The 26,366-nt window shown below is 71.2% G+C and carries 22 protein-coding genes, 1 tRNA gene and 3 pseudogenes; 11 read left to right on the top strand and 15 right to left on the bottom strand.

The window, feature by feature from the left end; translation table 11 throughout:
• Positions 1-20: 20 nt before the first annotated feature.
• From PUR53_RS24890 to PUR53_RS24900, 3 genes are all read right to left on the bottom strand, one after another.
• Positions 21-1,235 (bottom strand): acetyl-CoA C-acetyltransferase, encoded by a 1,215-nt coding sequence (locus tag PUR53_RS24890; RefSeq protein WP_329902335.1) that lies wholly within the window; start codon positions 1,233-1,235, stop codon positions 21-23.
• Positions 1,236-1,282: 47 nt separating this feature from the next.
• Positions 1,283-2,464, bottom strand: coding sequence for a CaiB/BaiF CoA transferase family protein (locus tag PUR53_RS24895; protein ID WP_329902336.1), 1,182 nt, complete (start codon positions 2,462-2,464; stop codon positions 1,283-1,285).
• 181 nt (positions 2,465-2,645) lie between these two features.
• Positions 2,646-3,026, bottom strand: a complete 381-nt coding sequence (locus PUR53_RS24900; protein WP_329902391.1) for an MmcQ/YjbR family DNA-binding protein — start codon at positions 3,024-3,026, stop codon at positions 2,646-2,648.
• Between the two features lie 102 nt (positions 3,027-3,128).
• Between PUR53_RS24900 and PUR53_RS24905 the strand changes: the two genes are divergently transcribed.
• On the top strand, positions 3,129-4,310 hold the full coding sequence (locus PUR53_RS24905; RefSeq protein WP_329902337.1) for a saccharopine dehydrogenase family protein: 1,182 nt from the start codon (positions 3,129-3,131) through the stop codon (positions 4,308-4,310).
• A 13-nt stretch (positions 4,311-4,323) separates the two neighbouring features.
• On the opposite strand, the gene mmpA is transcribed toward PUR53_RS24905, so the two are convergent.
• The 5 genes from mmpA to PUR53_RS24930 all read right to left on the bottom strand — a co-directional run bounded on the left by mmpA (position 4,324) and on the right by PUR53_RS24930 (position 7,349).
• Complete coding sequence (mmpA, locus tag PUR53_RS24910; RefSeq protein ID WP_239758864.1) at positions 4,324-4,470, bottom strand: morphogenic membrane protein MmpA; 147 nt, start codon at positions 4,468-4,470, stop codon at positions 4,324-4,326.
• Between the two features lie 17 nt (positions 4,471-4,487).
• A complete protein-coding gene (locus PUR53_RS24915; RefSeq protein WP_329909691.1) occupies positions 4,488-4,841 on the bottom strand; it encodes a hypothetical protein in 354 nt (117 codons plus the stop codon).
• Between the two features lie 301 nt (positions 4,842-5,142).
• Positions 5,143-5,832, bottom strand: coding sequence for an endonuclease V (locus tag PUR53_RS24920; RefSeq protein WP_329902339.1), 690 nt, complete (start codon positions 5,830-5,832; stop codon positions 5,143-5,145).
• Positions 5,833-5,878: 46 nt separating this feature from the next.
• Entirely contained in the window at positions 5,879-6,205 is a 327-nt protein-coding gene (locus PUR53_RS24925; RefSeq protein ID WP_329902340.1) for a plasmid stabilization protein, read from the bottom strand.
• A 97-nt stretch (positions 6,206-6,302) separates the two neighbouring features.
• Positions 6,303-7,349, bottom strand: coding sequence for a WD40/YVTN/BNR-like repeat-containing protein (locus tag PUR53_RS24930; protein ID WP_329909692.1), 1,047 nt, complete (start codon positions 7,347-7,349; stop codon positions 6,303-6,305).
• 295 nt (positions 7,350-7,644) lie between these two features.
• Here PUR53_RS24930 and PUR53_RS24935 point away from each other — a divergent pair, with 295 nt between their 5' ends.
• From PUR53_RS24935 to PUR53_RS24950, 4 genes are all read left to right on the top strand, one after another.
• Positions 7,645-8,061: an SsgA family sporulation/cell division regulator gene (locus tag PUR53_RS24935; RefSeq protein ID WP_329902342.1), complete on the top strand. Its 417-nt coding sequence runs from the start codon at positions 7,645-7,647 to the stop codon at positions 8,059-8,061.
• Between the two features lie 363 nt (positions 8,062-8,424).
• Positions 8,425-10,056, top strand: coding sequence for an ABC-F family ATP-binding cassette domain-containing protein (locus tag PUR53_RS24940; RefSeq protein WP_329909693.1), 1,632 nt, complete (start codon positions 8,425-8,427; stop codon positions 10,054-10,056).
• 184 nt (positions 10,057-10,240) lie between these two features.
• Positions 10,241-11,017: a dimethylargininase gene (gene ddaH / locus PUR53_RS24945; protein ID WP_329902344.1), complete on the top strand. Its 777-nt coding sequence runs from the start codon at positions 10,241-10,243 to the stop codon at positions 11,015-11,017.
• Between the two features lie 223 nt (positions 11,018-11,240).
• Complete coding sequence (locus tag PUR53_RS24950; RefSeq protein WP_329902345.1) at positions 11,241-12,218, top strand: acyl-ACP desaturase; 978 nt, start codon at positions 11,241-11,243, stop codon at positions 12,216-12,218.
• A gap of 99 nt (positions 12,219-12,317) precedes the next feature.
• On the opposite strand, the gene PUR53_RS24955 is transcribed toward PUR53_RS24950, so the two are convergent.
• The 4 genes and pseudogenes from PUR53_RS24955 to PUR53_RS24970 form a co-directional block, all read right to left on the bottom strand.
• Positions 12,318-12,390 (bottom strand) — tRNA-Trp (locus PUR53_RS24955).
• A 28-nt stretch (positions 12,391-12,418) separates the two neighbouring features.
• On the bottom strand, positions 12,419-13,759 hold the full coding sequence (locus PUR53_RS24960) for an SDR family oxidoreductase (RefSeq protein WP_329902346.1): 1,341 nt from the start codon (positions 13,757-13,759) through the stop codon (positions 12,419-12,421).
• Between the two features lie 163 nt (positions 13,760-13,922).
• The gene (locus tag PUR53_RS24965) at positions 13,923-14,171 is read right to left on the bottom strand and encodes a WhiB family transcriptional regulator (RefSeq protein WP_239758850.1); all 249 of its coding nucleotides are present in this window, start codon (positions 14,169-14,171) and stop codon (positions 13,923-13,925) included.
• A gap of 141 nt (positions 14,172-14,312) precedes the next feature.
• Positions 14,313-14,645, bottom strand: a pseudogene (locus tag PUR53_RS24970) (MmyB family transcriptional regulator); the annotation flags it as partial.
• Positions 14,646-14,679: 34 nt separating this feature from the next.
• Between PUR53_RS24970 and PUR53_RS24975 the strand changes: the two are divergent.
• A pseudogene (locus tag PUR53_RS24975) lies at positions 14,680-15,124 on the top strand (zinc-binding dehydrogenase); the annotation flags it as partial.
• A 209-nt stretch (positions 15,125-15,333) separates the two neighbouring features.
• The gene (locus tag PUR53_RS24980) at positions 15,334-16,125 is read left to right on the top strand and encodes a VOC family protein (RefSeq protein WP_329909694.1); all 792 of its coding nucleotides are present in this window, start codon (positions 15,334-15,336) and stop codon (positions 16,123-16,125) included.
• Positions 16,126-16,192: 67 nt separating this feature from the next.
• Here PUR53_RS24980 and PUR53_RS24985 read toward each other — a convergent pair whose 3' ends face one another.
• Positions 16,193-17,317: an alpha/beta hydrolase gene (locus tag PUR53_RS24985; protein ID WP_329909695.1), complete on the bottom strand. Its 1,125-nt coding sequence runs from the start codon at positions 17,315-17,317 to the stop codon at positions 16,193-16,195.
• A gap of 326 nt (positions 17,318-17,643) precedes the next feature.
• Here PUR53_RS24985 and PUR53_RS24990 point away from each other — a divergent pair, with 326 nt between their 5' ends.
• Positions 17,644-18,861, top strand: coding sequence for a glycoside hydrolase family 64 protein (locus PUR53_RS24990; RefSeq protein ID WP_329909696.1), 1,218 nt, complete (start codon positions 17,644-17,646; stop codon positions 18,859-18,861).
• A gap of 47 nt (positions 18,862-18,908) precedes the next feature.
• On the opposite strand, the gene PUR53_RS24995 is transcribed toward PUR53_RS24990, so the two are convergent.
• Positions 18,909-19,976, bottom strand: a complete 1,068-nt coding sequence (locus PUR53_RS24995) for a LacI family DNA-binding transcriptional regulator (protein ID WP_329909697.1) — start codon at positions 19,974-19,976, stop codon at positions 18,909-18,911.
• An 83-nt stretch (positions 19,977-20,059) separates the two neighbouring features.
• Here PUR53_RS24995 and PUR53_RS25000 point away from each other — a divergent pair.
• Positions 20,060-20,422, top strand: a pseudogene (locus PUR53_RS25000) (hypothetical protein); the annotation flags it as partial.
• A 3-nt stretch (positions 20,423-20,425) separates the two neighbouring features.
• Here PUR53_RS25000 and PUR53_RS25005 read toward each other — a convergent pair.
• A complete protein-coding gene (locus PUR53_RS25005; RefSeq protein ID WP_329909719.1) occupies positions 20,426-21,442 on the bottom strand; it encodes a multicopper oxidase domain-containing protein in 1,017 nt (338 codons plus the stop codon).
• Between the two features lie 200 nt (positions 21,443-21,642).
• Between PUR53_RS25005 and PUR53_RS25010 the strand changes: the two genes are divergently transcribed.
• The gene (locus PUR53_RS25010; protein WP_329909698.1) at positions 21,643-24,123 is read left to right on the top strand and encodes a ThuA domain-containing protein; all 2,481 of its coding nucleotides are present in this window, start codon (positions 21,643-21,645) and stop codon (positions 24,121-24,123) included.
• A complete protein-coding gene (locus PUR53_RS25015) occupies positions 24,123-26,327 on the top strand; it encodes an OmpL47-type beta-barrel domain-containing protein (protein WP_329909699.1) in 2,205 nt (734 codons plus the stop codon). Before PUR53_RS25010 ends, PUR53_RS25015 begins: the two co-directional genes overlap by 1 nt.
• Positions 26,328-26,366: the final 39 nt, after the last annotated feature.

Here is a 26,366-nt window from a genome sequence, read left to right on the forward strand (position 1 = left end):
CTCTTGGTTCCGCTGGGGTGTCAGACGCGTTCGACGATCGTCGCGATGCCCATGCCGCCGCCCACGCAGAGCGTGGCCAGCCCGTATCGCTTGTCCTGGCGCTCCAGTTCGTCGACCAGCGTGCCGAGGATCATCGCGCCCGTCGCGCCGAGCGGGTGGCCGAGCGCGATCGCGCCGCCATTGACATTGACCTTGTCGAGCGAGAGACCCATGTCCTTGACGAAGCGGAGGACGACGGCGGCGAACGCCTCGTTGATCTCGACGAGGTCGATGTCGTCGATGGTCAGCCCGGCCCGGGCGAGGGCCTTGCGGGTCGCGGGCGCGGGGCCGGTGAGCATGATGGTGGGCTCGGAGCCGGAGACGGCGGCGGAGACGATGCGGGCGCGCGGGCGCAGTCCGTAGCGCTCGCCGATCTCCTTGCTGCCGATGGCGACGAGGGAGGCGCCGTCGACGATGCCGGAGGAGTTGCCCGCGTGGTGGACGTGGTCGATCTCCTCGACCCAGTGGTACTCCTGAAGCGCCACCGCGTCGAAGCCGCCCAGTTCGCCGATGTCCGCGAAGGACGGCTTCAGCTTGGCGAGCGAGTCGGCGGTGGTGCCGGGGCGCAGGTACTCGTCGTGGTCGAGGACGACGAGTCCGGCGCGGTCCTTGACGGGGACGACGGAGCGGTCGAACCGGCCGTCCTTCCAGGCGGCGGCCGCCCGCTCCTGGGACAGTGCCGCGTACTCGTCGACGTCGCGCCGGGAGAATCCCTCGATCGTGGCGATGAGGTCGGCGCCGATGCCCTGCGGTACGAAGTTGACCGCCAGGTTGGTCATCGGATCGTTGAACCAGGCGCCGCCGTCCGACGCCATCGGCACCCGGGACATCGACTCGACGCCACCGGCGAGCACCAGGTCCTCCCAGCCCGAACGGACCTTCGCGGCGGCCAGGTTGACGGCCTCCAGGCCCGAGGCACAGAAGCGGTTCTCCTGGACGCCGGCCACGGTGTCGGGCAGTCCCGCGGCGATCGCGGCGGTCCGGGCGATGTCGGAGCCCTGGTCGCCGACCGGGCCCACGACGCCGAGCACGATGTCGTCGACGGCGGCCGGGTCGAGGCCGGGGAAGCGACCCTGGACCTCGTGGATCAGTCCGACGACGAGGTCGATGGGCTTGGTGCCGTGCAGGGAGCCGTTCGCCTTGCCGCGGCCGCGCGGGGTGCGGATCGCGTCGTACACGTACGCTTCGGTGCTCACGAGTCTGGCCTTTCCAGTGACGGGAGGGTGCGGCCCGGGGGCCGGTGTCAGTCGGTGTCCTTCGCGGCGGCGGCCTCGGTGGAGGTGGTCTCGGCGGACCTCTCCGGCAGGAGGCCAGCTATGCCCCAGTCGTGGGCCACGTCCGCCGTGTCGGCGCCCGGCTGGGCGGGTCCGGTGCGGATCGAGGTGTGGGTGGCGGAGAAGCGGGGCGCGGGGGCGGGCTGCGTAATGCCGCCGAAGTCGGTGAAGGTGCCCCGGGCCGCGAGGTGCGCGTGGTGCGGGGCCTCGCGCAGCGACAGGACGGGGGCCACACAGGCGTCGGAGCCCTCGAAGACGGCCGTCCACTCGTCCCTCGTACGGGTCCTGAAGCGGGCCGCGACCGTCTCGCGCAGCTCGCCCCAGGCGGCCGTGTCCTTGCGGGCCGGGGCCCGGTCCGCGATGCCCAGGAGGTCGACGAACTCCGTGTAGAACTGTTGTTCGAGGGCGCCCACGGCGACGTACCGGCCGTCGGCGGTCTCGTAGGTGCCGTAGAAGGGGCAGCCGCCGTCGAGGAGGTTGGCGGCGCGGCGGTCCTGCCAGCCGCCGGCGGCGAGCATGCCGTGGAGCATCGCGGACAGATGCGAGGTGCCGTCGACGATCGCCGCGTCCACGACCTGCCCGGCGCCGGTCGCGCGGGCGTGGTGGAGGGCGGCGAGGACGCCGACGACGAGGTAGAGGGAGCCGCCCGCGTAGTCGCCGAGGAGATTGGCGGGAGCGACGGGCGGGGTGCCCGGGGCTCCGGTCATGCCGAGGGTGCCGGTCAGGGCGATGTACGCGATGTCGTGGCCGGCGCGCTGGGCGAGCGGGCCCTGCTGGCCCCAGCCGGTCATCCGGCCGTAGACCAGCCTCGGGTTGCGGGCGTGACAGGTCTCGGGGCCGACGCCGAGACGTTCGGCGACGCCCGGCCGGTAGCCCTCGATCAGGATGTCGGCGCGTTCGGCCAGGTCGAGAACCGTGTCCGGGCCGTCCGGGGACTTCAAGTCGACGATCACCGACCGCTTGTTGCGGTTGGTGACGTCGTACAGCGGGTTCACCGCGAGCCCCGCGCCGCCCGGTCGGTCGACGCGGACGACGTCGGCACCGAGATCGCCGAGGAGCATGGCGGCGAACGGTCCCGGGCCGATGCCCGCGAGTTCGACCACGCGCACACCGGCGAGCGGACCGTGCCCGGGCGTCTTCGCCACCGACATCGAGCCCCCAAGCTCTGTGACACAAACGATGTAACACAAATGATGTAACACCAGTGATGCTAAGAACGTGTTCCACTCCGCACAAGCCCCGAATGAGCAAACGCTTAGTCACCCGCTCAGTCATTGTGCCCGGAGTCGCGGCAGGTGTCAGCCCGGCCCCGCCAAGCCTCGGGCGCCGCCCTCAGCGGGCCTCCAGCTCCGCTATCAGCCGCTTCGGGGCGATCACGCGGTAGCTCTCCTCCACCCAGTCGCAGAGCAGCTCCGCGCCCGGGGCACCCTTCTCCTCCAGCGGCACCCGCACCCAGCCGGACCTGCCCAGGCCGTACCCCGCGGGTTCGGCGCCGGGGCAGCTCAGGGCGTGGGCGTGGGTCTCGTCGTCCTTGAGCTTCACGGTGACACCCAGCGGATAGCCGCCGTCGTCCGTCCCGAGGAACACGAACACCTTCTTGTTGACCTTCGCGACGCTCTCGCCCCACGGGAACTCCTCGACCGCGCCGGGCATCCCGAGGGCGAACTCGCGCACCTTCTCCCATTTTTTCAGGGCGTTCTTCGGTACCGCCACGGCCACCTCCGGATCCCGCGCACTCGACCGCTCGTCCTTCACGCTAGCCTCAGCCACCGACAACGGCGCGTGGGCGGGCCGTGGCGAGTGCTGAGGGGTTCCATGAGCAACGGGCAGGACAGGGCGGAGCGGCCGTACGACATCGTGCTCTACGGGGCCACGGGGTTCGTCGGGGAGCTCACCGCGGAGTACCTCGCCGCGAACGCACCCGACGGACTGCGCTGGGCGATCGCCGGGCGCAACGCGGAGAAGCTCGCCGCGCTGCGCGAGCGGCTGCCCGGTGGCGCGGGGATCGGTGTGCTCCGGGCGGACGGGTCCGATCCGGACGCCGTGCGCGAACTGGCCCGCCAGGCGCGGGTGGTGGCCACGACCGTCGGCCCGTACATCACCCACGGCGCGGAGTTGGTGGCGGCCTGCGCGGACGAGGGCACCGACTACCTGGATCTCACCGGTGAACCCGAGTTCGTCGATCTGACGTTCGTCCGGCACGACGCACGCGCACGGGAGACCGGCGCCCGCATCGTGCACGCGGCCGGCTTCGACTCGATACCGCACGACCTCGGCGCGTACTTCACGGTGCGGCAGCTCCCGGAGGACGTGCCGATCACGGTGGACGGTTTCGTGCGCGCCGAGGGCATGTTCTCGGGCGGCACGTTCAACTCCGCGCTCACCGGGTTCTCCCGCGGCCGGCAGACGATGGCCGCCGCCCAGGACCGCAAGCGGCATGAACCGCGCCTCGTGGGGCGCCGGGCGTACGCGCCGGTGAGTGCGCCCCGGTTCGCCAAGGAGGTCGGGGCGTGGGCGCTGCCGCTGCCGACCATCGACGCACAGGTGGTGCAGCGCTCGGCGCGCGCCCTGCGGCGCTACGGGCCGGACTTCCGCTACCGCCACTACGCGGCCGTGAAGACCCTTCCGTACGCGGTGGGCGGGGTCGCGTTCGTCGGCGCGCTCGTCGCCGCCGCCCAGGTCCCGCCCGTACGGCGGTGGTTGGGCGACCGGCTCAAGCCGGGTGAGGGCCCGAGCGAGGAGAAGCGGGCGAAGAGCTGGTTCTCGGTGCGGTTCGTCGGCGAGGGCGGCGGGCGCCGGGTCTTCACGGAGGTCGCGGGCGGCGACCCCGGTTACGGCGAGACGGCGAAGATGTTCGCCGAGTCCGCCCTGTGCCTGGCCTTCGACGACCTCCCGGCCACGGCGGGACAGGTCACGACGGCGGTGGCGATGGGCGACGCGCTGATCGAGCGGCTGCGCGCGGCGGGGATCACCTTCCGGGTGGCCGCGACCCGGTGAGGCGCCGACAGGTCTACTGCGCCCACCCGGTCAGTGTGTAGACCATCCCGGCGATCCAGGCCAGTCCGGCGAGCAGGGCGAGGAGCAGGCCGGTCGTCACGGCCCGCTCGACGGACTGGGTGGGGCTGGCGGCGGGCTTCGGGGCTCGGTGCGTCGTCATACGGCACAGCCTGCCGATCATGACGACGCACCGGCATCCGTACAGGTACTCAGTTCGTACTCAGGTACCAGGTCCGCGCGTCCCCCGACGGGTGCCCCGGCGACCTCGCGCGGCCGGCGCTCCAGCGTCCCCCTCGGCAGCCGACGCGCCAGCGGTCCGGGCAGCCACCAGGTGCCGAGCGCGGTGCGGACGACGGCCGGCGCGGCGAGGGCGACGGCCGCGCGGAGGTGTCCCTCGACGGAGACCGTGCAGAGGGCGACGACCACGGCGACCATCAGGGGGCCGTCGTAGGTGTCGTTGAGGCAGTAGGCCGTACTGCCGGCCAGCACGAACGCGGCGACGGCCACCGGGTGGCGGCGTGGTGCGTCCACCGGCGACCGGACCCGTGGGCAGACGGGGACGCACGGCCGACCGGGACCGACGACCGACGACCGACGACGGCCACGGCCCGCCGGCCACGGCAGACGGGCCCGAGGCCGAGCGGGGCTGCACGGCCGGCAGCGGCCGGGGGTCTTGTCAGGCGAGCCGGGGGCAGCCGGGCGGACCGGGTCCCGGCCTCGCGGTCGGCATCGGCGCCAGGACCCGCCCGGCGCCCGGCTGCCCCCGGCCCCGGTGTCCCCCTGCGGCGGCCGCACGGTGCTCCCTCTCCGTTCCACCGCCGCCCGCTGGGGTTCAGGCCGTCGTGGTGAGCAAGGCGCGGCGGCAGAGGGAGTCGGCTTTGCGGGTGGTTTCCGGGAGGCGGTAGGACGGGGTGAGGGCGAGGGTGTGGGCGCAGGCGTTGTCGAGGGCGACGCGGTGGCCGACGGAGACGAAGACCGGCTTCACGCCGTCGCGGGTGCGCAGGGCGCGGCCCACCTCCTCGGTGCCTGCAAGGAGCGGGGACGTGTTGCCGCGCGCGGCACCCGGGTCGTCGTAGGTGAAGGTGAAGGGGTTCTTGGCGACGCCGATCGTGGGCAGGCCGGTGAGGACGCCGAGGTGCGCGGCGAGGCCGAAGCGGCGCGGATGCGCGAGACCGTAGCCGTCGCAGACGACGAGGCCGGGGTCGCACGGCAGCGCGTCGAGCGCGGCCAGGACCGTCGGGATCTCGCGGAAGGCGAGCAGGCCGGGGACGTAGGGGAAGGAGACCTGCCCGATCGCCGTCGCCTCGGCGACCACGTCGAGCGTGGCCGCGTCGAGCACCACGGCCGCCGCCGCGACCACGTCCCGCTCGTCGTCGTACGCCACGTCGACCCCGGTGACGTGTCCGGTGCCCGGCGGCGGTCCGGTCTCGTCGAGCACCACCTTCCCCCGCAACTCGTCCTGCACGGCGAGGGCTTGCTCTTCGGTGGCGGGCCAGCCCGCGGGGATGCGTACGGTCGTCATGGTGTCGACGAGCGTACGCATCCGGGCAGGGGCGCGCGGCCCCGGGCTACTTGTTGCCGAGGGCGCGCTGCAGCTGGCTCTTGTTCATGTCCGAACGGCCCTGGATGTTGCGCCGCTTGGCCTCGGCGTAGAGCTGGTCGTACGTGGGCCCCCCGGATCCCTGGTGCGAACGTTGCCCACCGCGCTTGCCCGACGACATGTCCTGGGTGGAGCTACGGCTCGCGGTCTTGGACTCGCCGGAGCGGGCGCGTTCCTTGTTGACGGTCCGCGCGGCGATCTCCTTCGCGCGCGACTCGCTCTCACCGCGGTCCTCGGCGCTCTCCTTGATGTGCTCGTACTGGCGTTCCCTCTTCGGGCTCGAACCGCGTGGCATGACCGATCACTCCTCTCGTGATTCGAACACGCCACAAGTACCCCTCTCGACCGGAACAACCCCGCACCGCCCACCTGCGGGAACGCCGCCGCGCGGGTCAGTTCTCCAGCCGGGCCACCCGCCCCCGCTCCCCCGCCGCCCAGCAGCCCCGGTCCGGAGTGCAGTCGACCGTGTCGTAGGACCCGGTGTCGACCGTGCGCCAGGTGCGGCCGCCGTCGGTGGTGAGATCGGTGCCGGTGGGGCCGACGGCGAGGGCGGCGTTGCGGCTGTACGGGAGCCAGGCCACGCCGGAGCGATAGGCGGGCGGGGGCTGCGTGGCGGGCTTCCAGGTGCGGCCCGCGTCGCCGGTGGTCGCCGCTGCCTGCGGGGACGGCTGGTCGGCGCGGTAGTCGCCGCCGACGGCGATGCCGTGGGCCCGGTCGCGGAAGGCCAGCGCGAAGACGCCCCGGGCGGGGTCTCCGGCCGGCACGGGCGTGTCGGCGACCGTCCAGGTGCGCCCCCGGTCGGCGGAGTGCAGCACACGCGCGCGTGCCGCCCCTCCGGTCGCCAGCCACACATCGCGCGGCCCCGAGCTGACCAGGCACTGCCCGCTCGCCGCGAAGCCCGCCTCGCCCTCCAGCGCGGGCGGCATGCCCTCGTTCGGCAGGACCTCCCAGGAGCGGCCGCCGTCCTCCGTGGACAGGATGCGGAATCTCCCGTCCACCGGGTCGCTCATGGCGAGCCCGTGGCGGGGGTCGAAGAAGGTGAGGCAGTCGTAGAAGGCGCGCGGATCGGTGTTGCGGAAGGACTCGGACCACGTCGCGCCGCCGTCGTCCGTGCGGTACACGCGGGAGGCCTCACCCTCGCCGATGGCCAGGACGACCGCCCTGCGTGCGTCGAATGCCTCGATGTCCCGGAACTGCAGTTCCTGTGCGCCGGGCGGTGAGACATCGCGCCAGGTCCTGCCCCCGTCGCCGGTGCGGAGCACGGTGCCCGCGGAACCCGCCAGCCACGCGCTGTTCCGGCTGACCGCGGCCAGCCCGCGAAAGCGCACGTCAGTGCCGGTTTTCTTCAGTTCCCAGTGCGGGGGACGGCCCTCCCCATGTGCCTGCGCGGGCACCGCAAGGGCGGCGGCGAGTGCCGCCGCGGCCAGGCCCGTCGTCATCGTCCGACTCGTCCGACTCGTCCATCTCGACTGCCCCAAGCCCCTCATGGCGGGCGAAGCTAGTGCACCGCCGAGGTGTCGTCCAGATGGCCTCGGCCGGGAACCACCGGGCGGCGTCCGGTGTCCTCTCCCATATCCCGGAACGCGGGATGAGAAATGGATCACCGCAGTGATTGGGCCCGGTGACAGAGGTCACTCGACCCTCATGTGCACGGATCGGCCCGATCCGGCGTCTTTGCAAATGCCCGGCCGCAGTCAACCGGAATCCGTCCACCCGTCACAAGGGAGCAAGGCGTTGTCCACCGTCATCGAGCAGCCCGTAGAGGCCCGTCTCGTCGCCGCCGCGCCGCGGATGCCGAGCATTCCCGCCACGCTCCACTACGACCGTAGCGACCCCTTCGCCGTCCGTATGACCTTCCCCGCCCCGGCCACGCTGGAGGGCGTCGAGGTCTGCTGGACCTTCGCCCGCGAACTGCTTGTCACCGGCATGGAGGACTCGGTCGGCTACGGGGACGTACGGGTCCGCCCGTACGGGTACGACCGGCTGGTCCTGGAGTTCCACGCCCCCGAGGGCACGGCCGTGGTGCACGTCCACGCCGACGAGATACGGCACTTCCTGGAGCGTTCGATGGACCTGGTGCCGCTCGGTCTGGAACACCATCAGGTCGACCTGGACCACGACCTGGCCGAACTGATGCGCGACGCCTGCTGAGGCCACACCCCCAGACGCCGCCCCGCGCCGCCGGGGGCGGCCGATCCGGGTGCGCTCCCGGTGCCGGTGCGGGTCCGGGTGCCGATCGGGTCGTTAATTGCGTTGACACCCCTTCCGGCCCTCCGTACGTTGTCACACGGTCCTGTTGCCGTCGATTGGAGAAGGACGTTGCTCGTCTGAGGTCCTGAGACACCGCGTCACACACCCCGCCGTATCCCGGCGTCCCTGTGTGCGTAGCGTGCGACCTCGGCGTACGAGCCGTCCCTTCGGCAGCGGGCTTTTCTCTTGCCCTCGTCGTGTGTCGCCCTCGCGGTGTTTCGAACGCGTCGCCCCTGGCCGCTTCCCGCACCCGCGAGGTTCCTCATGTCTACTCCCCTTTCCCTCACCTGCACCTCCCTCTCCTTCGCCTGGCCCGACGGCACCCCCGTCTTCGAGGATCTGCAGATCGCGTTCGGCCCCGGCCGGACCGGGCTCGTCGGCGTCAACGGATCCGGAAAATCAACCCTGTTGAAGCTGGTCGCCGGTGAACTGACCCCGTCCGACGGAACCGTTCGGGTGGCGGGCGAGGTCGGCTACCTCCCGCAGAGCGTCACGCTCGACACCGGCCTGCGGGTCGACGAGGCGCTCGGTATCGCCACCGCCCGCGCCGCGCTGCACGCCATCGAGGCGGGCGACGTGGCCGAGGAGCACTTCGCGGCGGTCGGCGACGACTGGGACGTCGAGGAGCGCGCCCTCGCGACCCTCGGCCAACTCGGCCTGGGCCACGTCGACCTGGACCGCACCATCGGCGAGGTCTCGGGCGGCGAGTCGGTGCTGCTGCGCCTGGCGGCGCTGCTGCTGCGCCGCCCCGACGTCCTCCTCCTGGACGAGCCGACCAACAACCTCGATCTGTACGCGCGGCGCCGGCTGTACGACGCGGTCGAGGCGTGGTCCGGGGTGATGGTCGTGGTCAGCCACGACCGTGAACTCCTGGACCTGGTCGACCAGATCGCCGATCTGCACTCCGGCGAGGTCACCTGGTACGGCGGCAACTTCTCGGCGTACGAGGAGGCGCTCGCCACCGAACAGGAGGCGGCCGAACGGATGGTGCGGGTCGCCGAGACCGATCTGAAGAAGCAGAAGCGCGAACTCGTCGACGCTCAGGTCAAGTTGGCCCGGCGCAAGCGCTTCGGGCAGAAGATGCAGGACCAGAAGCGGGTGCCGAAGATCGTCGCGCACGCGCGCAAGCGGGCCGCCCAGGAGTCCGCCGGCAAACACCGCATCCTGCACGAGGAGCGGCTCGCCGGGGCGAAGGAGCGCCTCGACGAGGCGGTGGAGGCCGTACGGGACGAGGACGAGATCCGCGTCGAGCTGCCGTACACGGCCGTGCCGCCGGGCCGTGGCGTCCTCACCCTGCTGGACCTGGAACTGAAGTACGGCGCCCGGGTCAAGGGCGGACTGGATCTGCGCGGGCCGGAGCGGATCGCGCTGATCGGGCGCAACGGCTCGGGCAAGACCACGCTGCTGCGGACGATCGCGGGCGAGTTGGAGCCGCTGAGCGGGGAGACGACGGCACATGTGCCGTTGCGGTTCCTGCCGCAGCGGCTCGATGTCCTCGACGACGAGCTGACGGTCGCCGAGAACGTGGCCCGGTTCGCGCCCGACGCCACCAACAACCGGATCCGGGCGCGCCTGGCCCGCTTCCTGTTCCGGGGCGCCCGGGCCGACCAGCAGGCGGCCACGCTCTCCGGCGGGGAACGCTTCCGGGCCGCCCTCGCCGCCCTGATGCTCGCCGAGCCCGCCCCGCAGCTGCTGATGCTGGACGAGCCGACGAACAACCTCGACATGGCAAGCGTGCGGCAGCTGACCACCGCCCTGGAGGGGTACGAGGGAGCGCTGATCGTGGCCAGCCACGACCTGCCGTTCCTGGAGTCGATCGGGATCACCCGGTGGCTGCTGATGGAGGAGGGAGAGCTGCGGGCGACCACCCCGGAGGAGATCGCGGCGGCCGACTGACCCGGGCGGTCGGCGAGGGCGGCCGGCGAGGGCGGCGACCGGGTGCTCGACTACCGCCCAGTATCTCAGGAGGGCCACAGCCTGCCCACGGGGGTTTTGTCCTGGTGGGCCGGGACTGCATGATGGCGGACCGGCGTCGCCTCACGGGCGCCGGAAAACCGTCGTTCGATTCGGAGTCACCCACGTGCCCAGCAAGAAGGCCCTCGTCCGCCGCCCCAGCCCCCGCCTGGCCGAAGGCCTCGTCACGCACGTCGAACGCACGGAGGTGGACGTCGACCTCGCGGTCGAACAGTGGGAGGCGTACGGCGAGGCCCTGCGCGACCACGGCTGGGAGACGATCGAGGTGGACCCGGCCGACGACTGCCCGGACTCGGTGTTCGTCGAGGACACCGTCGTCATGTACAAGAACGTGGCGCTGATCGCGCGCCCCGGAGCCGAGTCCCGGCGGGACGAGACCGAGGGGATCGAGGAGGCCGTGGCCGCGCTCGGCTGCTCGGTGAACTGGGTCTGGGCCCCGGGCACGCTGGAGGGCGGCGACGTCCTCAAGGTCGGCGACACCGTGTTCGTCGGGCGGGGCGGACGCACCAACGCGGCCGGGGTCCAGCAGCTGCGGGCCGCGTTCGAGCCGCTCGGGGCGCGAGTGGTCTCCGTGCCGGTGAGCAAGGTGCTGCATCTGAAGTCGGCCGTCACGGCGCTGCCCGACGGCACGGTCGTCGGGCACATCCCGAAGATGGACACCCCGTCGCTGTTCGGTCGCTTCCTGCCGGTGCCGGAGGAGGCCGGGGCGCATGTGGTGCTCCTCGGCGGCGACAAGCTGCTGATGGCGGCGAGCGCGCCGAAGACGGCCGAGCTGTACGCCGACCTCGGCTACGAGCCCGTCGTGGTCGACATCAGCGAGTTCGAGAAGCTCGAGGGCTGTGTGACATGCCTCTCGGTGCGGCTGCGCGGACTGTACGCCTGAGAGGTGCTCGCTTCACATCTTCGGCCCCGGGACCTGCGGGTCAACGGGGCCTTCGGCATGCCGCGGATCGCGGGCGGGGCCCCCGCTGATCAGGGATCTTTACAGCGCACTTAACCTACGGCATCGTAACCTACGGATTCGTAGCCTACGATGCCGTAGGTTCAGGTCGCCCGTCTGCGGCGGCACCGCATGTCCCGTCCCCGTACGTCCCCCTGGAGCCTCTGTGTCGATCACTTCTCCCCACCTCGGCAGCCCGTCCGGCGAATGGACCGACGCACGGCTGCTGTACGCGCTGGAGGAAGTCGTCGAGAAGGAACTCAACCGGCATCTGAAGGTCACCAAGGACTGGATGCCGCACGAGTACGTGCCGTGGAGCGACGGCCGCAACTTCCCCGGCTTCTTCGAGGACGGCGAGGCGTGGGAGAAGGGACAGTCGAAGGTCTCCGAGGTGGGCCGGATCGCCCTCGTGGTGAACCTGCTGACCGAGGACAACCTGCCCAGCTACCACCACGAGATCGCCACCCTCTTCGGCCGTGACGGCGCCTGGGGCACCTGGGTGCACCGCTGGACCGCGGAGGAGGGCCGGCACGGCATCGTGATGCGCGACTACCTGCTCGCCTCGCGCGCGGTGGACCCGGACAAGCTCGAAGAGTTCCGTATGGCCCACATGAGCGAGGGCTTCGAGTCGGACAACCGGCACTCGATGCTCCACACGGTCGCGTACGTCGCCTTCCAGGAGCTGGCCACGCGTGTCTCGCACCGCAACACCGGCCACCACTCCGGTGACCCCGTGTGCGACCGCATGCTGGCGCGCATCGCGGCCGACGAGAACCTGCACATGATCTTCTACCGGAACCTGCTGAAGGCCGCGTTCGAGTTCGCCCCCGACCTCACCATGCAGGCCGTCCGGGACGTGGTCGTGGGCTTCCGTATGCCCGGCCACGGCATGCCCGGCTTCGAGCGGGCCGCCGCACAGATGGCCATCGGCGAGGTCTACAACATGCGCATCCACCACGACGACGTCCTCGCGCCCGTCATCCGGTTCCTGAAGATCATGGAGATCGACGGCCTCGGCCCCGAGGGCATGAAGGCCCAGGAGGAACTCGGCCTCTACATGGGCGGTCTGGACGCGGAGGCCCGCAAGTTCGACGAGAAGCTGGCGGCGCGCAAGGCGCGGATGGCGGCGCGCGCCGGAGCGTGACGACCGCGGGCCCGTGACGACCGCGCACGCGGGCGCCGTGCGGCGCGAGTGCGGTGCGGCGCGAGTGCGGTGCGGCGCGGGTGCCGTGCGGCGCAGGGGGCGGGGCGGCTGGATTCGAACCAGCGTGTTCCAGTTTTGGAGACCGGCGCGCCTGCCTCTGCGCTACGCCCCACCCTTGGCCGCAAGCCTAGCCGCTGCCCTCACCACTCCGCCTCCCGGTAGTCCTTGAGGAACACGCCCGACACCGGGTCGCCCGCCTCGCCGCGCACGATCGGGTCATAGACGCGGGCCGCGCCGTCGATGATGTCGAGCGGGGTGCGGAAACCGGCGTCGGCCATCCGGTGTTTCTTGGGGGCGGGGTTCTCGTCGGTGATCCAGCCGGTGTCGACGGCGCACATGTGAACGCCCTGCTCGGCGAGTTCGGGGGCGCTGGTGCGGGTGAGCATGTTGAGGGCGGCCTTGGCCATGTTGGTGTGCGGATGCCCGGCCGTCTTGTTCCGCACCGCGAAACGGCCCTCGACAGCGGTCACATTGACCACGTAGCGCCGGGGGCGTGGGGCTGCGAGCAGCAGCGGCAGCAGGCGGTCGCAGAGAAGCGCCGGGGCGAGGGAGTTGACCAACTGGGTCTCCAGGACCTCCGCCGGGTCGAGTTCGCCGAGCCGCGCCGACCAGGAGTTCTCCGGGGCGGGGTCGGGCAGCAGCCCGGCCTCGTCGGCCTCGCGCAACGCGACGGGCAGGGTGGCGGCGCCGGCGCCCAGCATCCGCATCGGTGTGAACCCCGGTGCCTGCCGCGCCCCTTCGGGCAGCGCGTCGTACTCCCCGGCGGCCAGCAGCGCGTACGACTCCGGCGGCCGCCGTACCGTCTGGGCCGCGTTGTTGACCAGGATGTCCAGCGGCTCGCCCTCCTGCCTCAACTGCTCGCACAGGCCCAGTACTTGCCGTGGGTCGCGCAGGTCGACGGCGACGACGGTCAGCCGGTCGAGCCACTTGCCGCTGCCCGGCTCGGCGTGGAAGCGGCGCACGGTGTCGTGCGGGAAGCGGCTGGTGACGAGCAGTTCGGCGCCGTCGCGCAGCATCATCAGCGCCAGCTGGAAGCCGATCTTCACCCGGCCGCCGGTGAGCAGCGCGCGGCGCCCGCTCAGATCGGTGCCGAGGGCGCGGCGTGCGGTGTTGTCGGCGGCGCAGTCCGGGCACAGCCGGTGGTAGAACGAGTCGACCTGTCGATAGGGCGACTTGCAGACGTAGCAGTGACGGGACTTCAGGAGGTTGCCCCCGCCGCCCGCCGCCCGCTCCGACAGAGGGGCGTCCTCGCGCCGGTCCAGGGCTCCGGTGGCTGTCGCGGCCATCACGGCGGCGTCCGCGGCGGACTTCCGGGCGTTGAGCGCCTTACGGCGCCGCTTCCAGCCGTCGCGTGCGAAGGACGCGGCGACCCGCTCGGTCCGTAGCCGCACGGGGTCGTCCACGGGCAGCGCCCGCAGTCTGCCGACCGTACGGTGGAAGGCCGCCAGCTCCTCCTCGGTGATCCCAACGCTCTCGCCCATGCGTGCCCCCCGCTCGATCCGTCGAGCACGGTTCGGACGACCGGATGGGAACCAGCGTGTGCGGCCTGGCCGAGGCGGTGCGCCTGCCTCCGCGTCGCCTCCGAACCGCGCCTCCGGATCCTATGTGACCGCTCTGGACGGGGCCCATCGAATATCAATGGGGTCAGCCGTTGTCGGTGCGCCGCAGGCGCAGTCTCTCCTTCTCGGAGAGTCCGCCCCAGACGCCGAACCGTTCGTCGTTGGACAGCGCGTACTCGAGACACGCGGTACGCATCTCGCACATACCGCAGATGCGCTTCGCCTCGCGCACCGAGCTGCCGGGCTCGGGAAAGAAGAAGTCGGCCCCCGTCTGCGCACACAGCGCCCGCTCCTGCCAGGCACGGTCGATCGGGGTGATCGTTTCGTTGAGCATGCACAGCATCGTGCCGAGTGCCGAAAAACGTTCGATCAACGCGACATCAACACGACGCCCCGCGTAGTCCCGGCCCGGGCCGACTCCCCGGCGTCGATGAGCGATCCGGCGAACAGCGATCCGGCGAACAGCCCCTGTCGCTCAGTGGGGTGGGACCGCATGGGGCGTGGCAGCCCATGAGGCGAGCAGGCGAAGTCCCTCTTCGGAGGGCGAGCCGGGTTCGGCGGTGTAGATGGTGAGGGTGAGGCCGGGTTCGGCGGCCATCTCCAGGCCCTCGGAGGCGAGGGGCAGGTCGGCGACGGCCTGGTGGTGGAAGTGTTTGGTTCCAGTGCCGTGGTGGCGGACGTTGTGGGCGCCCCAGCGTGTGCGGAAGCCGTCGCTGCGGGTGGACAACTCGCCGACGAGGTCGTGCAGGTCCTTGTCGTGGGGGTTGCGGCCGGCCTCGGTGCGCAGGCGCGTGGGGGCGCGGTCCGCGTGAACGGCCGTCACCTGTGTCTGCGGCTCCGACCTGTGGCCCTACCGGGGAGCGGAGTCCATCGGTGATCCGCACCCGATGGGGCACGAGTACGTCGGCTTCGTGGAGGAGGTCGGCTCCGAGGTCACCGCGGTCCGGCCGGGCCGACGGGCTGGTGGGCGGCTGAGGCCGCCGAGGTGAGACCCGGCTCCACAGCCGTGGTCGTCGGCGACGGCGCGGTCGGCCTGTGCGGCGTGATCGCTGCCAAGGAGATGGGCGCGGAGCGGATCATCGTCAGTCCCGGCACGAGCGCCGGCAGCAGCTCGCCCTCGAGTTCGGTGCCACCGACATCGTCACCGAGCGCGGCGACGACGGCGTCGAGAAGATGAAGGAGCTGACCGGCGGGATCGGCGCCGACAGCGTGCTGGACTGCGTCGGCACCGCCCAGGCCATGAGCCAGGCCCTGCGTCGGAGCAGCCGTGCGAGATCGGCGAACTTCCCGTACGGCTCGGCCTGTTCGTCGGTCAGAAGCTCCACGAGCACGGCCGGACCGTAGCCAGTGCCCAGGCCGCACCGGCAGCCTTTCGGGGAACCCCGGCGAACCGTCCACGGCGCGTCCGTCCGATGCGTGGGCGATCGTGCGCGCGCGGTGCCAGACTCGGCGGTACGGACAACGGGCCTCTCGAACCTCCTCAGAGGAGCACAGCCATGCTCACCACCCGCTATGTCACCGGCTCCCCGAACTGGATCGACCTCGGCACTCCCGACATCGAGGGCGCCGCCTCCTTCTACCACCACCTCTTCGGCTGGCAGTTCGAGTCGGCCGGCCCCGAGATGGGCGGCTACGGCTTCTTCCGGCTCGACGGCCGCACCGCCGCGGCCGGTATGCAGAACCCCCCGGAGCAGGGCCCGCCGTCCTGGAACATCTACTTCCGGACGCCGGACGCCGACGCCACGGCGAAGGCGGTCGAACAGGCCCACGGTTCCGTGCTGATGCAGCCGATGGACGTGGCGGACGAGGGCCGGATGGCGATCCTCGCCGACCGGGCGGGGGTGCCCTTCGGCGTGTGGCAGCCCGCCCGCGTCACCGGGCTCGACGTCGTCATGGCCCCGGGCTCGCTGTGCTGGCTGGAGCTCTACACACCGGATCTGCCCGCCGCGGCCGGGTTCTTCAACTCCGTGTTCGGCTGGGAGACTTCCGCGATCGACATCGCGGGCTCCAGCTACACCTGTGTGAACCCGGCGGGCACCGAACCGCGGTCGATGTTCGCCGGCATCGTGCCGCTCGACGAGGACCCCAGCGAGGCGGACTCCGGGCCGTACTGGCTGCCGTACTTCGAGGTCCCGGACACGGACGCCGCGGTCAGCAGGGCGCTGGAGCGCGGCGGCGGCGTCCGGTCGGCCGCCACCGACCTCCCGGGCGCGGGCCGTTTCGCCAAGCTCACCGACCCGTACGGGGCCCGGTTCGCGGTGATCAGGAGCGAGCAGCCGCAGGGCTAGGGCTCCGCCGCTCCACTGGGGTCCGTTGCCGCCCCCGGTGGCCGGGGGCGGGGTGGGTACGGACAGGTCAGGCGAGGTTCTTGGTGAAGAACTCGTCCAGCGTGTCGAAGGGGATGAGGTCCTTGCGGTCGTAGAGGTCGACGTGGTCCGCACCCGGGACGATCACGAGGTCGACGGTGTCGGGGGCCATCGCCCGGACGTCCTCGGAGTAGTAGCGGGAGTGCGCGTCGGCGCCGGCCACCAGAAGCGCCTTGCGGGGCGCGAGCAGGTCGATGTTCGTCATCTGCCGGAAGGCGAAGAACGACATCGGCGTGGTCCCGGTCCACGCGGTGGTGGAGTTGATCGAGCGCGGGTGGTAGCCGCGCTCGGTGCGGTAGTAGTCGAAGAAGCTCTTCGTGACCGGGTCGGCGTCCGCCGGGAGGGCCTTGGGCAGGACGCGGTTCGAGGGGGCGACGTTCCCGTCGGCGTCGAAGGGGACCTCGTGCGAGAGCCGCGTGGAGGTTCCCCTCTCGGCGTCGATCCAGCGCTGCCGGCTGAGGTGGTCCACGACCTTCTGGCGCTGCTCACGCGTGTAGTAGTCCTGGTGGCCGCGGGACATGCTGCGTGACATGTCGTACATCGAGGCTGCGGCGACCGCCTTGATGCGGCTGTCCGCGGCCGCCGCGGTGAGCGCCATACCGCTCAGGCCGCAGACGGCCTGCGCGCCGATCCGCTCGCGGTCGACGATCTTCTGCAGGCCGAGGAAGTCGACGGCGGCGCTGTAGTCCTCAGTGTTGATGTCGGGCGAGCCCACGTCGCGCACCGCGCCGCCGCTCTCCCCGGTGAAGGAGGGGTCGAAGGCGAGGGCGACGTAGCCGCGGCGGGCGAACTCGTTGGCGTAGAGCCCCGAGGACTGTTCCTTGACCGCGCCGAACGGGCCGCTGACCACCAGGGCCGGCAGCTTGCCCTTGGCGTTCTTCGGTATGTAGAGGTCAGCGGCGACCTCGATGCCGTAGCGGTTCTCGAACCGCACCGAGGTCCGCTTGACGTTCTTGTCCAGCGCGAAGGTGTAGCCGTCGCTGCCCTTGGTCCTGCCCTGTCCCGTGCCGCCGCCGGCGCCTGCGGTCTCCGCGGCGAAGGCGGGCGCGGCCGTGAAGGAGGCGGCGGTAGCGCCGGTGGCGGCGATCAGTCCGAGCGCTGTGCGACGTTCCATGGAGTGGACCTCATATTCGATCGATGGGGGAAGGCGCGACGGTCGGTGGTGTCGTGACCGAGACGCGATTCCAGGAGACTGCCTCCGCGCCGGGCGTGACAGGTCGGGTTTATGGGGGGTACAAGCGCGACCCCTCACAGCGGCGGGGCGCGTCGTGGCGTGGAAGGCCGCCGACGGCTCCGATCACCTCATGAACCCATCCAGGTTCTTGAGAGCGCTCTCAGTCATAAGTCTTGACGGGTCAACCTCCCCTGGCAACAGTGGGGGAACCACAGCAGGGGCCCCGTCCGCTGTGCCTCCACTCCCCCACGTCCCAGGAGGCCATCGTGATCTCCCGCCGTACGTTCCTGTCCACGACCGCCGCCGCCGTCGGCGCCACCGCCGTCGGGGGTGCCCTCGGCGCGCCCGCCCAGGCCGCACCCGCGACCTGTCAACTCGCCCTCCGCAACGCCTCGTTGCCGGGTACGGTCCGGGCGTACGTCACCGGGCACGAGCAGTCGACGGGTGCCTGGGTATTGCTGCGGGCCGACGGGAGCGTCTACCGGCCGACCTCGCCCTCGGCTCCCCAGACGCCGCTGCCGGTCGACTGTGCGATCCCGCTCGGCGCGGCGGGCTCGGCGCCCAAGGTGCTGACGCTTCCTCAGATGTTCGGCGCCCGTGTCTACTTCGTGCGCGACACCACTCTGGAGTTCTTCCTCAACCCGGGCCCCGCCCTGGTCGAGCCCGCGTTCGCGACACCCGCCGACGCCAACTACGGCAAGACGTGGTCGTTCTGCGAGTTCACGTTCAATCCGACTCAACTGTTCGCCAACATCAGCTATGTCGACCTGGTGACGGCCCTGCCGATCGGGCTGACGCTGGAGGGTGACAGCACCCACACGGTCGCCCCGCTGCCCGACGGGGCGGTGGGCCGGATCGCCGCCGACTTGGTGGCGCAGTCGGCGCGGGACGGCCAGCCCTGGGACCGGCTCGTCATCCGGGGCGGTGACGGCCGGGTGCTGCGGGTCATCTCACCGCAGAACCTGATGGCCCCGTACTTCGACCGGCCGGACCAGATGCCGTTCCGCGCCTACTGGAACTCCTACGTCGACCAGGTGTGGGAGAGGTACCGGTCGACGGACCTGAGGATCGACCTCCAGGGCGGCCGGGGCGTCCTCGCCGGGCGGGTGTCCGGGAACACCCTCACCTTCGCGGGCGGCCACTCCTTCGCCAAGCCGACGTCGAAGGACATCTTCACCTGCAACCACGGCCCGTTCGCCAACAACCCCGGCGACCCCGACGACAAGAAGGCCCTCCTCGCCCGGCTCGCGGCCGGCTTCAACCGCTCGATCATGCTCACCCACCCCACACAGCCGAACGGCGCGACGGCGGCCGACTACTACCGGGGGACGGTGACGAACCACTGGTCACGCGTGGTGCACGCCAACTCGCCCATCGGCTACGCCTTCCCGTACGACGACGTACGGCCCGACGGGCAGCCCGATGTGTCGGGCGCGGCCCACGACGGCAATCCCCGCCGGTTCACGGTGACGGTGGGCGCCTGAGCGCTCCGCCGGTGAAGCCCGCCCCGCACGGGGCACGGCCGCGGGCCCTACGCGGAGGCGCGCCGTACCAGGGTGGTCGGCAGGACCACACTGGACGGCGTGCCGGCCAGGCCCTGGGCGCCCCGGCCGTCCGGCTCGCCGGGGGTCCGCCGTTCGAGGCCCCGGAGCAGAAGCCTGGCCATCAACCTGCCCATCTCCTCTATGTCCTGACGGACCGTCGTCAACGGAGGATCCGACTGCTCGGCCACCGGCAGCATGTCGTCGAAGCCCACCACGGCGACGTCCTCGGGAACCCGTCGCCCGAGTTCCCGCAGCACGCGCAGCGCACCGGACGCGGACACGTCGTTGGCGGCGAACACCGCGTCCACCTCGGGGCAGCGGCCGAGCAGTTCCCGCATCGCCCGCTCCCCGCCGGCGGGGGTGAAATCGCCCTCCACGATCAGCCGGGGGTCGGCGTCCACCATGACGTCCCGGAACCCGTCGAGCCGGTCCACGGCGGAGGTCTGGTCGAGGGGCCCGGTGATGTGGGCGATCCGGGTGCGGCCGAGGCCGACGAGATGGCGTACGGCGTCCCGCGCACCGCCCCGGTTGTCGCTGTCGACGTACACGGTGGCCGTGTCGCCGCGCGCGCCGTCGGCCCAGCCGGGACGGCCGCCGAACACGGTGGGGACGCCCGCGCCCCGGATCAGCGCGGGCAGTTGGTCGTCGAGGTGCAACGAGAACACGAGGGCCCCGTCGACGTGTCCGCCCGCCAGATACCGTCCCACCCGGGCGTGGTCCTCGGGTCCTTCGGTGAGCAGCAGCACGAGCTGTGAGTCGTGCGCGGTCAACTCCTTGCTGATGCCGCGGAGTTGCAGGGCGAAGAAGGGGTCGGCGAAGACCCTGGTCTCCGGCTCGGCGATCACCACGGCCACGGCGTCGTGCCGCCGGGTGACGAGGCTGCGGGCCGCCTGGTTGGGCACGTACCCGAGCTCCTCGACCGCCTTCCGCACCCGCTCGACCAGGGGCTCCCGAACGCCCTCGCCCCCGTTGACGACCCGCGACACCGTCGCCCTGGACACCCCGGCCCGCGCGGCCACGGCCTCCAACGTGGGACGCGACGCTGTCTCGGTCACTACGAAACACTCCTCCGGGCCGGCTCCGCCCAGGATAGCCCTGGAAAAGAGCCCCCTGAGAGCGCTCCCGACCGTCGGCCGCCACCCTCGCCCACCACCTGGCCGAGCTTTGCACCGCCGGCCCCGCCCAGGCGTTGACCTGGGACGCGCGTGCGCTGGATGCCGCCGATGCCGTGACGCAGCGGCGGGTTCAGGAGCATGACGCCGAGCTGCGCATCGCCGGGTTCTACCCGTCCCTGCACCTCGATCTCGCCGACAACTACCGTCGCCTCGCGTCCTTCGAAGCCGCCGGCGAGCACCTCAACGCGGCGAGGCGGCACGCCCCGAGCCTCGCCCAGGACGCGTACGGCGATTTTCTGCGTACCGCGATCGACCAGGTGGGCGAGGCTGTCGGCCGTCGGGACACGGCCGAGCGGGCGCAGCCCGATCAGCCTTCCCCTCGATGAGTCTCAGTGGGCGTGGGACGCCTCGGAACCCCCGGACGACTCCGACGCCTCGGAGTCGTGGTGCTCGTGCGGCTCGTACCCCGGGATCGTCCCGTCCGTCCTGCGCACCAGGAACAGCCCCACCATGCCCATGTCGGAGTGGCTCTGGACGTGACAGTGGTACATCCAGGCGCCCGCGCCCACCCCTTCGCCCGCGACGACCTGGAAGCCGAAGGAGTCGGCGGGGCCGACGATCTTGTTGTCGATGACCTGGCTGGGGTCGTCGGGGCCGGTGAGCATGCCGGTGCGGTTGTCGGCCCAGCGGTGACCGTGCAGGTGGAAAGTGTGGTAGTACTCGCCGTGCGTGAGGACGACCCACTCGACGCGATCGCCCACCGTGGCGTCGAAGTTGGGGCCGGAGTGCGCGGGCTTGTTGTTGATGAGCAGGTCGTTGAAGACGACGGTGACGGTCTTGTCGGGCAGGACGTCACCCTTGCGTCGGACGATGACGGGACCATAGAGCCCCTTGCGGACGCCGACCGTGCCGTGTTCGGTGCCGACGACATGGTCGTGGTAGTGCCAGTAACCGGCGCTGCCCGCACGCCAGGTGCCGTCCTTGCGGACGCCGGGGGCGTGGGTGCGCCAGGTGTAGGTACGGGTGCCGCCGGGTTCGACGTGGCTCTTGTTCTGTCGGGTGCCGTCGCTGGAGATCTCGTAGTCCAGGCCGTGGACGTGCAGGCTCGCCGCCACGTCCATCGTGTTCTCGAACTCGATGTGCAGGGTGTCGCCCTCGTTGAGTTCGATCAGTGGGCCCGGTATCGACGCCTTGCCCTTCTCGAAGCCGTAGCCCATCTGCCCGTCGGGCAGCTTCTCGGCGTACATCTTGAGGTGTCTGACCTGGCCGCCCGCGGGGGCCGTCCTCGCCTGCGTGGCGGCGCTCGCGGACCCGGAGGTGCCGACGGTCTCGATGGCCACGGACAACGATGTCGCGGCGGCCGCGCCACCCAGCAGCATCCGCCGGTTGAACCCTCGTCTGTCCATCCCGTCCATGCGGAACTCCCCACGCTGATACGGATCTTGCGGAGACGCCAGCTGTGATCAACCTGTGAGACGGTAGCGGCCGCGCGACTGTTTATCCACACCCAGGACAAAGTTCAGACCGTTCCGGTCATAGCTATTGGCGAGTCGCGTCAAAGCGGGCTAGCTTCCTTGGCGCTGTTGCTGTGACCGAGGAGGTGCCCATGTACTTACGAGGGTTGAGCGACGCGAAGAGACGGGCCTGGGCGGCCACCCTGACCGCCTCGGTCGTCACCGCGGGACTCCTGTCGGGCCCCGCGGCCCAGGCGCGACCGGCGCCGGAACCACCGCTGACAACGATGTCGATCAAGTCACCCCCGGGCGGCTCCGGCCCTCAGGTGCTGATCTTCCACGGCTCCGCCGCTGCCGGGGACGAGTCACCCGTCGTGAATGCCGGGATCGAGGCGATCGAACGGATCGGCCTGTCCGGGCCGGCCGCCGAGCGGTTCGGGGTCGTGGCCACCGACGACGCCTCCGTCTTCACCGACGAGACCCGGCTGAGCGGGTTCAACGCCGTCGTCTTCCTGACCGGCGGCGGTGACGTCCTGGATCCGGAGCAGGAGGCGGGCCTCGAGACCTATATGGAGGCGGGCGGCGGTTTCGTCGGCGTCCATGACGCGGCCCGCGCCGAGCCGTACTCGGACTGGTTCACCGGGCTGATCGGCGCCCGGCCGGCCACGTCGAGCCCGACGACCGTGCAGCGGGCGACCGTGGAGGTCGGTGACCGGCGGCACCCGGCCACCAAGGACCTGCCCGTGCAGTGGAAGCGGCCCGACAAGTGGCTCAACTGGACGAAGAACCCGTCGGGCTCCGTGCACACCGTGGCCCGGGTGCGCGAGTCCACGTACCAGCCGGGCACCGGCGCCAACGGCTGGGACCACCCGGTGAGTTGGTGCCGCGACTACGACGGCGGCCGTTCCTTCTACACGGGCATGGGCGGGACGGTCTCCGCGTACGACGAGACCGACTTCCGCACGCATCTGCGCGGCGCCCTGCTCTGGACCTCCCGCCTCGCGCAGGCGGACTGCAAGGCGACCATCACCGCCCACTACAAGGCCGAGCGGCTGACGCAGCCCAACCAGCCCGGGCAGAACGACCAGATCGGTGAACCGCACGGCCTGGTCACCGCACCCGACGGGCGGGTCCTCTACATCGGCCGGGGCGGCGCCGACTCCTCCCAGCCCGTGGTCACCGACTGGAACAACCCCGACATCGGCAAGGGCAAGGGCGAGATCCACGTCTACGACCCACGGACGAAGAAGGTCACCCTCGCGGGCGCCCTCACCGTCTTCGGCAACAAGGGCGGCGGCGACGAGCTGATCAAGGTCGAAGAGGGCCTGCTCGGCATCGAGTTGGACCCCGCCTTCCAGCAGAACGGCTGGGTGTACCTGCACTACACGCCGCACTCGCGGATCGACCGTGACACCCGGATGGCCGAGCGCCGTGTCTCCCGCTTCACCCTCGACCTCGCGAGCAACAAGCTGGACCTGAGCAGTGAGAAGGTCCTGCTCAAGTGGCCGGTGCAGATCCACAGTTGCTGCCACTCCGGCGGCGGGATGAGCTGGGACTCGAAGGGCAACCTGTACATCGCGACCGGCGACAACAACTCCAGCGGCTTCAGCTCCGGTTACTCGGGCAACAACCCCGAGCCGAACTACAAGGGCGTCTCCTTCGCCGACGCGCGCCGCACCGCCGGCAACACCAACAACCTCAACGGCAAGATCCTCCGCATCCACCCGGAGCCCGACGGCACCTACACCCTGCCCGCGGGGAACCTCTTCACCGGCAAGGAGACCGCCGAGGGCGGCGGCAAGACGCGCGGTGAGATCTATGTGATGGGGGTCAGGAACCCCGCCCGCATCTTCGTCGACCGGCAGACCGACGTCCTCTACGCCGGCTGGGTCGGCCCCGACGCGAGCGCGCCGTCGACGACCTGGGGCCCCGCCAAGTACGACACCTTCGCCGCCATCACCGAAGCGGGCAACCGGGGTTGGCCGTACTGCATGGGCAACAAGCAGCCCTACCGGGACCGCAACCTGCCGGACCCGTCGAAGCCGCTCGGCTGGTACGACTGCGACCGCCCGAAGAACGAGTCCCCGAACAACGACGGGCTCGTCAACCTGCCCCCGGTGACCGGCAACAACATCTGGTACGCACCGCAAGGAGGCGCCCCCGACTTCCCCCGGGACGCGAGCGGCGTCCCCTCCTACAAGAACGAGGAGGCCACGTACCTGCTGCCGTGGCTCAAGGGCGGCGGTCAGGCGACGATGAACGGGCCGGTCTACCGGCACACCGCGTCCGGCGACAACTCCGTCCGCTGGCCCGCCTACTGGGACGGGAAGTGGTTCGTCGGCGACTTCTACGACGCCGACCAGCCGCGCCACGCGGTCGTCATGGACCCGAAGAACCAGGGCAGCGGCGGACTCCCGGTCCACGCGGAGTCCCTGAAGAAGATCGTGCCGGTCGGGGCCGACGGCATCAGGAACCTCATGGACTGGAAGTTCGGTCCGGACGGCGCGCTGTACGTCCTGGACTACGGACGCGGCTTCTTCACCTCGGACGCCAAGTCGGCGTTGTGGCGCGTGACCTACACGGGCGGCGGCCCGACACCGGCGGCCGACGAGCTGGCGAGGAAGGCGGAGTGATGCGGGAAAGACGTCTGTGGGCGGCCCTGCTGGCGGCCCTGCTGATGGTCCTCGGGCTCACGTCGACGCCCGCCTCCGGCCGTACGGACGCGGCGCCGGAGAAGGCCGCCGCCCAGGTGCTCACCTGGACCGCCGGTGACGACATCACCAAGTACCTGACGGCGCCGCAGACCGCGGTGGCGGGCCCGACCACGCTCGTGTTCGAGAACAGCAAGGCGACCGGCAACACCATGGGGATGCCGCACACGTTGACGTTCGACGTCTCCGACCCGGAGTACAACAACGACGTGCCGCTCAACATCCTGGCCAACCCTGGCGACGACCAGGGCGGCCGGCACACCGCCGAGGTCACGCTCACCCCCGGCCGCTACCGCTACTACTGCACCATCCCCGGGCACGGCCAGATGCAGGGCATCCTCGTGGTGACCGAGGGCACCGGCGAGGACACCACCGCGCCCGAGACCTCGGCCCAGGTCACCGGGACGCAGAACTCCGAGGGCGCGTACGTCGGTTCGGCCTCCGTCGCGGTGAGCGCGAGCGACCCGGGCGGCTCGGGCGTCGAGCGGATCGAGTACGCCGTCGGTGACGCCGGAGCCTGGCTGCCGTACACCACGCCCGTGGTGGTCGACCAGGTCGGCACGCACAAGGTGCGCTACCGCGCGGTCGACAGGGCGGGCAACACGGCGGCCGAGAAGAGCGTCGGCTTCACCGTCGTGGCACCACCGACCGACGACACGACCGCGCCGGAGACCTCGGCGACGGTGGCCGGCGAGAAGAACCCCCAGGGCGACTACGTGTCCATGGCGACGGTCACCGTCTCCGCGTCGGACACCGGGTCGGGGGTCAACACCATCGAGTACGCCCTCGGCGACTCGGGGGCCTGGCAGCCGTACACCGCGCCCGTGATGGTGCACGAGGTCGGCACGCACAAGGTGCGGTACCGGGCCACGGACAAGGCGGGCAACGTCGCCGCCGAGAAGAGCGTCGGCTTCACCGTCGTCGCCCCGCCCGCCGACGACACCACACCCCCGGTGACGGGCGTGACCGTCGAGGGCGAACGGAACTCCGCCGGCGCGTACCTGAAGAGCGCGAAGGTCACCGTCAGCGCGACCGACCACGGTGGCTCGGGCGTCGCCGCCGTCGAGTACTCGCTGGACGGCGGCCCCTATCTCGCCTACACCGCCCCCGTGGTGGTGGACCGGGCAGGCACCCACACGGTGGCGTACCGGGCGAGCGACAAGGCGGGCAACACGGCCGCCGCGCGCTCGGTCAGCTTCACCGTCGTCGTCGGCGGCGGGGTCCCCGCGCCCAACTGCGCCGAGTACGACGAGCGGTTGACGGTCTTCGTCGGCACGGTCGACTCGGGGGTGCCGAACCGGGTCACCAACAACCGGTGCCGGATCAACGAGTTGATCGAGGACGAGAAGGAGTGGACGTCCCACGCGCTGTTCCTGAAGCACGTGGACACCGTTCTCGACAAGCTGTTCCGGGAGGGGGTCGTCGACCTGCGCGAGTACACCGCCGTGAAGGAGGCGGCGGAGGAGTCCGGCATCGGCAGGCCCGGCCAGACGGAGGGCTACCGCACGATCCTGGACGGCACGGCCGAGTCGTTCGCCAAGTGGCAGCAGGTGGGCGGCGGTTCGTTCGGGCTGAACACCGACGGCTCGATCACCTCCGGCACGACGAAGGCCGGGCTCGGCATGCTGTGGTTCCCCGAGCGGAAGTACGGCGACTTCTCGCTGCGCCTGCAGTGGCGGGACGACGCGCCCGGCACGGGCAACGCCAACTCCGGTGTGTTCGTGCGCTTCCCGGGGGTCCACGACCATCCGGAGGAGTCACGGCCGGAGTGGGTGGCCATCAAGTACGGCCATGAGGTGCAGGTCCTCGACCGGCCCGACGGCGACATGTACAAGACGGGGTCGGTGTACGGCTTCGACCGGGTGGGGCTCGCCGGAGCGGGCGTCACCCAGAAGGGCACCTGGAACGACTACGAGATCAGGGTGGTCGACCAGCACTACTCGGTCTACCGCAACGGCGTCCTGATCAACGAGTTCGACAACATCGGCGGCCAGGACTTCACCCCGCCCCGCTCGGACGACCCGGGCACGGACGGGCGGCGGTTCGCCTCCGGCTACCTCGGACTCCAGGTCCACGGCACGACGGATGTCGTCTCCTACCGGGACATCCGGATCAAGGAACTGTAGGGAACCGAGGGTGGCCCGTGCCCCGCGAGGGCGCGGGCC

The organism is Streptomyces sp. SP18BB07 (assembly GCF_036322545.1).
GTDB lineage: Bacteria > Actinomycetota > Actinomycetes > Streptomycetales > Streptomycetaceae > Streptomyces > Streptomyces deccanensis.

Excerpts from the sequence above, each read along its gene's own strand:
- PUR53_RS24895 (WP_329902336.1), bottom strand. The coding sequence starts at position 2,464 with ATGTCGGTGGCGAAGACGCCCGGGCACGGTCCGCTCGCCGGTGTGCGC.
- PUR53_RS24985 (WP_329909695.1), bottom strand. The coding sequence starts at position 17,317 with ATGGAACGTCGCACAGCGCTCGGACTGATCGCCGCCACCGGCGCTACC.
- PUR53_RS24905 (WP_329902337.1), top strand. The coding sequence starts at position 3,129 with ATGAGCAACGGGCAGGACAGGGCGGAGCGGCCGTACGACATCGTGCTC.
- PUR53_RS24960 (WP_329902346.1), bottom strand. The coding sequence starts at position 13,759 with ATGGGCGAGAGCGTTGGGATCACCGAGGAGGAGCTGGCGGCCTTCCAC.
- mmpA (WP_239758864.1), bottom strand. The coding sequence starts at position 4,470 with ATGACGACGCACCGAGCCCCGAAGCCCGCCGCCAGCCCCACCCAGTCC.
- PUR53_RS25010 (WP_329909698.1), top strand. The coding sequence starts at position 21,643 with ATGTACTTACGAGGGTTGAGCGACGCGAAGAGACGGGCCTGGGCGGCC.
- PUR53_RS24940 (WP_329909693.1), top strand. The coding sequence starts at position 8,425 with ATGTCTACTCCCCTTTCCCTCACCTGCACCTCCCTCTCCTTCGCCTGG.
- PUR53_RS24965 (WP_239758850.1), bottom strand. The coding sequence starts at position 14,171 with ATGCTCAACGAAACGATCACCCCGATCGACCGTGCCTGGCAGGAGCGG.
- PUR53_RS25015 (WP_329909699.1), top strand. The coding sequence starts at position 24,123 with ATGCGGGAAAGACGTCTGTGGGCGGCCCTGCTGGCGGCCCTGCTGATG.
- PUR53_RS24925 (WP_329902340.1), bottom strand. The coding sequence starts at position 6,205 with ATGCCACGCGGTTCGAGCCCGAAGAGGGAACGCCAGTACGAGCACATC.
- PUR53_RS24930 (WP_329909692.1), bottom strand. The coding sequence starts at position 7,349 with ATGACGACGGGCCTGGCCGCGGCGGCACTCGCCGCCGCCCTTGCGGTG.
- PUR53_RS24920 (WP_329902339.1), bottom strand. The coding sequence starts at position 5,832 with ATGACGACCGTACGCATCCCCGCGGGCTGGCCCGCCACCGAAGAGCAA.
- PUR53_RS24980 (WP_329909694.1), top strand. The coding sequence starts at position 15,334 with ATGCTCACCACCCGCTATGTCACCGGCTCCCCGAACTGGATCGACCTC.
- PUR53_RS25005 (WP_329909719.1), bottom strand. The coding sequence starts at position 21,442 with ATGGACAGACGAGGGTTCAACCGGCGGATGCTGCTGGGTGGCGCGGCC.